The sequence below is a fragment of the Pirellulales bacterium genome (genome assembly GCA_036490175.1).
GTDB lineage: Bacteria > Planctomycetota > Planctomycetia > Pirellulales > JACPPG01 > JACPPG01.
Genome location: DASXEJ010000244.1, coordinates 1 through 9,356 on the forward strand (window position 1 = coordinate 1; position 9,356 = coordinate 9,356).

Annotated in this window: 3 protein-coding genes; 2 read left to right on the top strand and 1 reads right to left on the bottom strand. The window is 62.8% G+C overall.

Features of this window, described 5'->3' with window-relative positions:
• Positions 1-1,548: histidine ammonia-lyase (locus tag VGG64_18180; protein HEY1601535.1), on the bottom strand; the 1,548-nt coding region annotated here is incomplete at its 3' end.
• A 520-nt stretch (positions 1,549-2,068) separates the two neighbouring features.
• On the opposite strand from VGG64_18180, the gene VGG64_18185 reads away from it, so the two are divergent.
• Together VGG64_18185 and VGG64_18190 are read left to right on the top strand one after the other, a co-directional pair.
• Positions 2,069-3,622, top strand: a complete 1,554-nt coding sequence (locus VGG64_18185) for an SDR family oxidoreductase (protein HEY1601536.1) — start codon at positions 2,069-2,071, stop codon at positions 3,620-3,622.
• Between the two features lie 110 nt (positions 3,623-3,732).
• The coding region (locus VGG64_18190) for a beta-ketoacyl synthase N-terminal-like domain-containing protein (GenBank protein ID HEY1601537.1) at positions 3,733-9,356 on the top strand (5,624 nt) is incomplete at its 3' end.

The window sequence follows — 9,356 nt, forward strand, 5'->3', positions numbered from 1 at the left end:
GCGATCTTCATCCAGCGGCGGGACCAACTCGCGGATTCGCTGATAGGCCTCTTCCAGTCGTGGCGACGATTTCAGCGGCCGCATCAGGTACAGTCCCTGCGCGGCGGTGAGCAGTTCAATGGCCAGCACGCGGCGCAGCATATCGGCGACGCGGTTGGCTTTCACGCCCGCGATGGGCCCCATCGAGACGTGATCTTCTTGCGTGACGTTGGTGGGAATCGAATCGACGCTGGCCGGGAAGCATTGCGATTTTGCCTCGCTCACTAGCGCCGCGGCCGAGACGTGGGCCATCATGTAACCAGAATTCACACCGCCGTCGTTGACCAGGAAGGTCGGCAGATGCTTGCGCGGGGCGAGCATGGTTTGGCTGATGCGGCGTTCCGAGATATTGGCCAGCGTGGCGAATGCCGACGCCAGCCGATCGCTAACCCGCGCCGGGTAAATGGCGTGGAAGTTGCCGCCGTAGCAAACCGCGTGCTCCTCGGGGAACAACAGCGGGTTATCGGTAACGGCGTTGATCTCGTACTCCAATGTTTTCGTGCTGGTCTGCAATTCGTCCCACACGGCACCATGAACCTGCGGGACGCACCGCAACGAATAGGGGTCCTGAATCCAATGGCTTTCGGCATGATGAGCCGATAGCTGCGATGAGGGGCCGAGCCAGGCCGAGACTTCGCGTCCGCAGGCGATCGTACCGGGATGACCGTGCGCGCGGGTGACCAATTCGGCGCATCCCTTGCGATCTCCGCCCAAGGCTTCGATCGTCATGGCGGCCGCCAGATTGGCGACTTTGAGCAGATATTGCCCTTCGTACCAGGCCTTTACGGCCAAGGCCGTGGAAAGGTGGGTGCCGTTGATCAGGCTTAAGCCTTCTTTGGGGCCCAATTCCAGCGGGGCCACGCCAATGCGAGCCAGAGCGTCGCCGGCTGGCATCGTTTCGATGCGATCGCCGACAGGCATCGTGCAACGGCCTTCGCCCAAGAGGGTCAGCACCGTGTGCGCCCCCGGAGCAAGATCGCCCGACGCTCCGACGCTTCCCTGTGACGGGACTTCGCCCAAGATGCCCGCTTCGAGCACTCGGGTAATCGTGTGCAAAGTCTGCACGCGAACCCCGCTATGGCCGCGGCAAATCGTGTTCAAGCCGATCAACCACATGGCCATCACGATATCGCGCGGCAGCAGGTCGCCGACGCCGCAACAGTGGGAACGAACGATGTTTTTTTGCAGGGCGACGATACGCTCGGGCGGAATGACGACATTGGCGAAGAAGCCGAAGCCGGTATTCACCCCGTAAACGGGCTCTTCCGAGGCCACCAGCTTGTCGAGCAAAGCACTGGCCTGGGCCACGCGGTCGAGCGCTTCGGGGGCAAACGCGACCTTGAGGTGCGATCGTGGATGAAGGGCCTGCAAGGCTCCCTTCCACAACGTTTCGGGGCCGAGCGGCTCGCCACCGATTTCGAAGGGGGCGCCGTTCGAGCGAGCCTCTAGAGCCGCTGGCTTTTTGTCAGAGTCGCGGCGTCCGTTCGACTGATGGGCGGGCTGAAGCATCAATATCTCGCGTTGCGGCACCCCGGAATGCTTCCTTGCAGCCGCGATCCGTCGCTAAAGTGTTATCCAAACTACGCAATCAGCTCCTTCTTCTTATAGGATCACATCTTATGTAACCGAAAAAGTTTGTCAATTATTGACAGATGCAGTGCTAGCAGGCATGACCGCCTGCGAATCGGCAGCTGGCATAAGCGCGAAAGCACCTCGCGGCACTGAGGAACCATCCGCCCGAGACTTGGGGATACGGGCACCGATCACCAATCATGTCAGCGACTTGCGAAGAGCCGTCGGCGGAGAGCCTGGCCTGTCTGCGTGACGAGGATTCGGCCGAACCAGCATGTGACGCGCGGAACAGCTCTTGGCAGTGGGAATTTTACCCTACCGACCCAATCATTTAAATAGCTGCAAATCCATTCAAAACACGTATTTGTGTCATATTGACTAACCGATAATGTTGATTTATATTCGTCGGATTACCTAGCTGTGTAGACTAGTCATTCTTCCCAGTCTGCTGTGGGAAATGCTGCGTCGGAACGGAATCCGCTTCCCGCTCGTACGACTGCTGCAAAACCTGCGAACTGGTGCGATGAAGTATCTGTTGCTGACCGGTGCGACCGGCTTGGTTGGTCGTTACCTGCTCCGCGATTTGTTGGCCGAGGACGTGCCCGTAGCGGTTCTTGTCCGCTCGACGCGCTTTGAATCCGCGGCGCAACGCATCGAAGCCATCATGGAGCGCTGGGAACAGCTGGCAGGGCGCTGCCTGCCGCGGCCCGTGGTGCTCGAGGCGGATCTGCGCGAGCCTCTACTGGGGCTGGCCGAAGGATCGCGCCGCTGGATCGCCGAAAACTGCGATCGCGTGTTGCACAATGCTGCCAGCATGGTCTTCCGCGAGGACAAGCATGGCGAGCCTTTTCGGACGAATGTCGACGGCATGCGGAACATGCTGGCCGTCTGCCAGGAGATGGGCTTGCGGCGGTTCCACCATGTCTCGACCGCCTATGTCTGCGGACTGCGGAATGGCCGCGTTTTCGAGAACGAATTGGATCTCGGGCAGGAGAACGGCAACGTCTACGAGGTGAGCAAGCTGGCGGCCGAAAAGCTGCTGCGGGCTGCGGATTTTCTCGATCCACCCAGCGTTTACCGCCCGGCCAGTGTGGCCGGCGATTCACTGACCGGCTACACGACCTCGACACACGGTTTTTACCTGCCGCTGCAGTTGGCCTACATCATGGCCGACAAGGTTCCGACAGCGCTGATGGGCGAGCACTATTTCAAGCTCTTGGGCCTGGAAGGTAACGAGGGTAAGAATCTGGTCCCTGTCGACTGGCTGTCGGCTGCGATCGTCCACCTGGTGACCCACCCACAGTATCACGGCCAGACCTACCATCTGACCAACCCCGAGCCGGTCACGGTTTCGCTCATCCAGCAGGTGATCAGCGAGGCGATCGAGAAGTTCTCGACCAAGCGGTTCGTCGGCGAGTTGACCGCGGAAGAAATTGCCTCTTACGACGAGTTGTTCCGCCACTACATGGAGATTTATCGATCTCACTGGCGCGACGATCCAAAGTTCGATCGCACGAACACCGACCGCGCACTGGCCACGCTGCCTTGTCCGGTGATCGATCACGACATGCTGCTGCGTATTGCCGGTTATCCGGTGAAGCACAACTTTGCGCTAAAGCGCAGCGAGCCATCGCAGGCCGGCTGGCAACCCCAGGAGCATCTCGAGCGCCTGGTGGGCGGCGAGCCTCACAGCCACACGCACGTTGGCGGCGGCAACGCGCACGATCCGGCAGCGACAACCGTGGGGCTGCAGGTCACGGGGAGCGGCGGGGGGCAGTGGCGATTAGTGGTCCGCGATGGAAATATCGTCGGTCTCGAATTGGGGCTGGGTCCGGCGGATCGGGCCAGGTACTACTTGAACTCGAGCACATTTTCATCGCTCGTGCAGGGGCGGTGTTCGGTTGAACAATCCATTAGTTCAGGGCGGATTGTCATTGAAGGTAGCGACAGTGCCGGCGGCGGTGACCAGGACTTTGTCAGGATTCTCGAGACGATCGTCTCGGCAACCTGATGAATCCGTCACGCGGCTGGTGCGCTCTCCAAGAGATGCTGTAACGGCCGGGGTAGAGTCCGCCCCTCTGCGCACAAGACAGCAATGAGAGTGATCAAAGGTATTTGAACATGCAAATTCCCGTGGGACGCACCGACGTGCCCGTCGCCGTCATTGGCATGGCTTGCCGATTGCCCGGCGCCGACAATCTCGAGCAATTCTGGCAACTTTTGGTCAGCGGCGGCAGCGCCGTTGTCGAGTTGCCCCCCGACCGGCTCGATCAGGAGTTGTACTACGACCCACGGCGCGGGCAGCGCGGCAAGAGCTACGCCAAGCTGGGCGCGATCGTATCGAGCCGCAAGTTCGATCGCGGGCAGTGCGCCATGCCGGCGCAGTTGGAACGCAGTGTCGACAATGCCCACCTGCTGATGTGTCAGACGGCGGCCACGGCCTGCCGCCACGCAGGTCTGGATCCATTTCAACTGCCGCTGCGCAATACGGGTGTCTTCATCGGTCACGCACAAGGGAGCGATCTGGCCGGCGAATACACGATGGGAACCTGTATCGAGGAAGCCGCGCAATTTCTGCGCGAGGTGCCCGGATTCCTGGAATTGGCCCCGGCGGCGCAAGAGGCGATCCTGCGCGACCTGATCACCACCGTGCGGGCCCAGATGCCGCAGCGGTCGGCCGACTCGCCCGACGTGGCTATCAACATGGTGGCCGGCACTATCAGTAAAGCGTTTGGGCTTTCCGGTCCCTTCATGGCCGTGAACTCGGCATGCGCCTCGTCGTTGCAGGCCACGATGTACGGCGTGCGGGCCTTGCAGTTGGGTCGCATCGACATGGCGATCGTCGGCGGCGCCTCGGATTGCAAGTCGGATTCGATGGTGCTGTTTTCGCACGCGCAATCGATGAGCGAGACCGGCTCGCGCCCCTTCGACTCGGGCGCCGACGGTTTGATCTGCTCCGAGGGGTACGTATCGCTGGTGCTCAAGACGCTCGATCGTGCGCTGGCCGATGGCGATCCGATTCAGGCCGTGATCCGCGGCCTGGGGGCCTCGTGCGACGGCAAGGGAAAGAGCCTTTGGGCGCCGCGCAAAGAGGGGCAAGTCAAAGCCATGGCCCGCGCTTACCGCAACGGCCTGGACATGGCGACGCTGCAATACATCGAGGCCCACGCCACGTCGACCAATCTGGGTGATGCGACCGAGTTGAACGCTTTGGGCGAAATCCTCTCCGAGAAATTTCCCGCCGGTAAAAAGATCCCGATCACCAGCGTCAAAGCGAACATCGGTCACGCCTTGGAGTCGGCCGGACTCTCGAGCGTCATCAAGACGATCCTCTGCCTGCAACATCGCACCTTCGTGCCGGCGATCAATATTCAGACGCTGAACCCCAAGATCAATTGGGAGTCGGCGCCGTTCTATATTCAGCGCGAGCTGGCCGCCTGGCCCGAGCAACAGGGCGGCTTGCCCCGTCGCGCGGCGGTGAATGCGTTTGGCATCGGCGGCTTGAACGTCCACATCGTGCTGGACGAGTTTACCGAGGCGCATCGGCAAATGGCCGCCGCGACCCGGCAAGCGCCGAAGAACGAAGATGCCGTGGCCGTGATCGGCATGGGCTGCATCCTGCCGGGGGCCGCGCATGTGGCGATGTTCAAGGAATTGCTGGCCAGCGGACGCGATCCGAAGAGCCACGCCCCGGTCGAGCGGATGCCGGCGGCGCTGGTACACGAGCCGGGCCCGTTTAAGCCGTATCGCACCCCGTCGACATTAGGCGGGTATATCACCGATTTCTCGTACGATTGGCGTCGGCACAAAGTGCCTCCCAAGCAGGTGGCCGAGGCCGATCCGCTGCAGTTCATGCTGCTGGACGCTGCCGAACAGGCGCTGGTCGATGCCGGCTACGACAAGAAGGCCTTCGATCGCGAACGCGTGGGCGTGATCGTCGGCACCGAGTTCGGCAGCGATTTCTCCATCCAACTCGAGATGGGACTTAAACTGCCGCACGTGCAGAAGCAACTACGCCAACTGCTGGCAGCCCGCGGCGTGGGGGCCGCGCAAGCGGCACAAATCGCCGAACAGTATGGCGACGCCGTGTTGAAGCATTGGCCCGCACTGGTTGACGAAAGCGGCAGCTTTAGCACCAGCACGCTCGCCTCGCGGATCACGAAAACGATGAACCTGATGGGCGGGGCCACCTCGCTCGATGCCGGCGCCGCTTCGGGCGCTGCCGCGGTCGGACAGAGCATCGACGCGCTGTTGTCCGGCGATTGCGACATGATGATTTGCGCCGCCGGCCAACGCTGCCTGTCGCTAGCCGCCTTTGAAGGGATGGCCTCGGTCGGTGTCCTGGCTACGGCGGATGCGCCGTTAGGACCGTTCGATGCTTCGGCCCAGGGCGTGGTGCCGGGCGAGGGCGTGGGCGTCGTGCTGCTCAAGCGACTTTCCGACGCCCGTCGCGATGGTGATCGCATCCATGCCATCATTCGCGGCGTGGGCGCAGCGCACAGTCACTCGGGTGAGGAATCGCAGCGCGTGGCGGTCGAGCGGGCTCTCGAAATTGCCAACGTGGTGGCGGCCGATGTGGCCGTTATCGAAATCGACGGTTCCGGTTTGCGCGAAGAGGATCAAGAGCAGGTGCGTGCCTTGCTGACCGTGTATGGTCGCGAACCGCGCGCCGAGCCGCTATTGCTGGGTTGTGTGACCGGACAGATTGGTCATACCGTCGGTGCCTCGGCGATGGCGGGGTTGATCAAAGCCAGCCTGCAGGTCGAGTCGGGCGAGATGCCGGCCACGTTCGGCGTGAGCACACCGCTGGCGATCTTGCAGGAAAACGCGGGCCTGATTCGCACTTCACAAGCGCGTGAGGCAGTGCGGCACACCACGCACGATGGACGACGCATGGCCGGAGTTATGTCCTACGGCAAAGGTTTGGCCTATCACATTGTGTTGGAACGAGGCGAGAAGGTGCCGGTGGCCGTGTCGGCCGTGGCGCCCGCTGCCGCGAAGAAGCCTATTAGCGCCGCGCAGGCGCCTGTCACGGAGGTTGTCTTGTCGACTGCAAATCCTGTAAATCAGTGGCGCATTCTGCGACTTGGCGCGGCGACCCCTACGGAGTTGGCCGCCAAGGTTCAAGCCACTTTGGCAGACTGTGCCGGCGCATTCGCCGCAGCACCTAGTATTTCGTTCGCGCCTGAGCACCGAGTGCGTCTGGCCGTTGTGGCCGGCAGTGCCGAGATGTTGTCGCAACGCTTGCAGACGGCCGCCAAGCAAATGGGGAATCCGGCGGCGCTACCGGTGCTGGAACAACAGGGTTGTTTCTATCGCCAGGTGGGTGCAGATCGCCCGCGTGTGGCCTTCGTGTTCCCGGGACAGGGGTCGCACTATGCCGGCATGCTGCGCGAGCTGGTGCGCGAGGTGCCCGCCGCGGCTGCCAAGATGCAGGAAATCGACGCGGTCATGACTCGCCGCGGATTGCAGACGTTCGCGCAAATGGCTTGGGACAATCCCCAGCAACTAGGCGCCGATGTGTGGGTGACACAGGTCGTGATGCTGCTATCGGACATGATCGTTCATGCGGCGGTGACGGACCTGGGCGTGCGGCCCGACTTGCTCACGGGGCACAGTTATGGCGAATACGCCGCGCTGACAGCGGCGGGGGCCTGGGATCTGGATTCGGTCATCACGGCGGCCCGCGCGCGGTATGACGGCATTGAGGCCACGCCGACGGCGCGCGGTACGATGATGGCAACCACCGCGCCGGCCGAGCTGATCGAGCAGTTGGCAGCGACGTTGGCCGATCGTGCTTACCCGGCCAATTTCAACGCGCCCGATCAAACCGTCGTCGGCGGTCGTCCGGAAACCTTGCAGACGCTGGCGGGGCTGCTGGAATCGCGCGGGCATAAGAGCCAACTGCTGCCCGTGCCTTGCCCCTTCCATACGCCGCTGATGGCCGGAGCCGGCGCGATCTTGCGAAAGACATTGGACACGTTGCGGATCAATCCGCCGCGCGTGCCGTTTGCCTCGACCGTGACGAATCGGTTCGTGGCCGAGCCGGATGATATCCGCACGAACCTGGCGGCGCAGCTCACCACGGCCGTGCGCTGGGTCGACCTGATCAACCGGCTGGCGGCCGAACGCGAGACGGTGTTCGTCGAGATCGGTCCGCAGCAAGCCTTGACCCGGCTGAACCGCCGCATTCTGGACGGCCGCAACGTGGCAGGCATCATCGCCTGCGACAATCCCAAGCGCCCCGGCGTGGAGCAATTGTTCCACGTGCGGGCTCTGTTGGAATGCACCGGCGCGATCGACACTCCCACGCCCATCCTGCAATCGATGCCCGCGCAGGCCTCGGTTGCGACGGTGGCACGCGGCGCGATCGCGCACGTCGATGCAACGGTGCGACGACGAGACAAGATGCGCGACACCGCGAAGAAAGATGCGCCGGCCGGAGCCAACGGACATGGCGTCGCCGGAGCAACCGCACATCCGGGCGAAAACGGAGCCAACGGTTCATCCTCGGTCGGTCATCTGCCGCTGCCATCCACACCGAATACCAATGGCAACGGGAACGGTCACGGAAGTGCCTCACATGGCGAATCCGTGGCGGCTGGCGTGGCGGCTAGAAAACCGGCCGCCACGGCGCATCCTGCGGTCCCGACGGCAGTGGTTCCTCCGGTCGCTGTACCGAAGGCAGCGCCGCCTGCCGCACCTCCTGTTGCTCCAGTTCCAGTCGCCCCGGTTGCCGCAGTGGCACCACAGGTGGTTCCACAGCCGGCCGCGGCGGCGCCTGTGGCTGTCCCCTCGGCCGAGCTAGAAAAGTTCCTGATCAACTTCGTGGTCGAGCAGACGGGCTACCCACCGGAAGTGGTCGAGCTGGACGCCGATCTGGAAGCGGATCTAGGGATCGACAGCATCAAGAAGGCGCAACTGTTCGGCGAGCTGGCCGAGTACTTCGACGTGCAGCCGACAGAAGGGATGACGCTCGACGACTTCCCTACGCTGCGGCACGTGTTGAACTTCCTGGCCGCCGCCCCGATGAAGGGGGCCGGTGCCGATGTTGTCGCCGCTACCGCGCCGGTCGTTGCACCAGTCGCTCAAGTGGTCGCGCCTCCTGCAGCTGTTCCGCCTGTTGAGGCCGTGGCTCCGCAACCGGTTCCACAACCTGCCGCGGCGGCGCCCGCGGCCGTCCCTTCGGCCGAGTTGGAAAAGTTCCTGATCAACTTCGTGGTCGAGCAGACGGGCTACCCACCGGAAGTGGTCGAGCTGGACGCCGATCTGGAAGCGGATCTGGGTATCGACAGCATCAAAAAGGCGCAGCTGTTTGGCGAGCTGGCGGAATACTTCGACGTGCAGCCGACCGAAGGGATGACGCTCGACGATTTCCCGACGCTGCGGCACGTGTTGAACTTCCTGGCCGCGGCGCCCATGAAGGGTGCCGGTGCCGATGTTGTTGCAACTGCAGCGCCGGTCGTGGCGCCTGTAACGCCAACAGTCGCGCCTGCTGTTGCTACTCCGTCCGCGGCTCCGGTTGCCGCTTTTACGCCGCAACCAGTTTCCCAACCCGCCGTTCCTGCCGCTGCTCCGGCTGGCGTTCCGTCGGCCGAGTTGGAAAAATTCTTGATCAACTTCGTGGTCGAGCAGACGGGCTACCCACCGGAAGTGATCGAGCTGGACGCCGATCTGGAAGCGGATCTAGGGATCGACAGCATCAAGAAGGCGCAACTGTTCGGCGAGCTGGCCGAGTACTTCGA

Excerpts from the sequence above, each read along its gene's own strand:
- VGG64_18185 (HEY1601536.1), top strand. The coding sequence starts at position 2,069 with ATGCTGCGTCGGAACGGAATCCGCTTCCCGCTCGTACGACTGCTGCAA.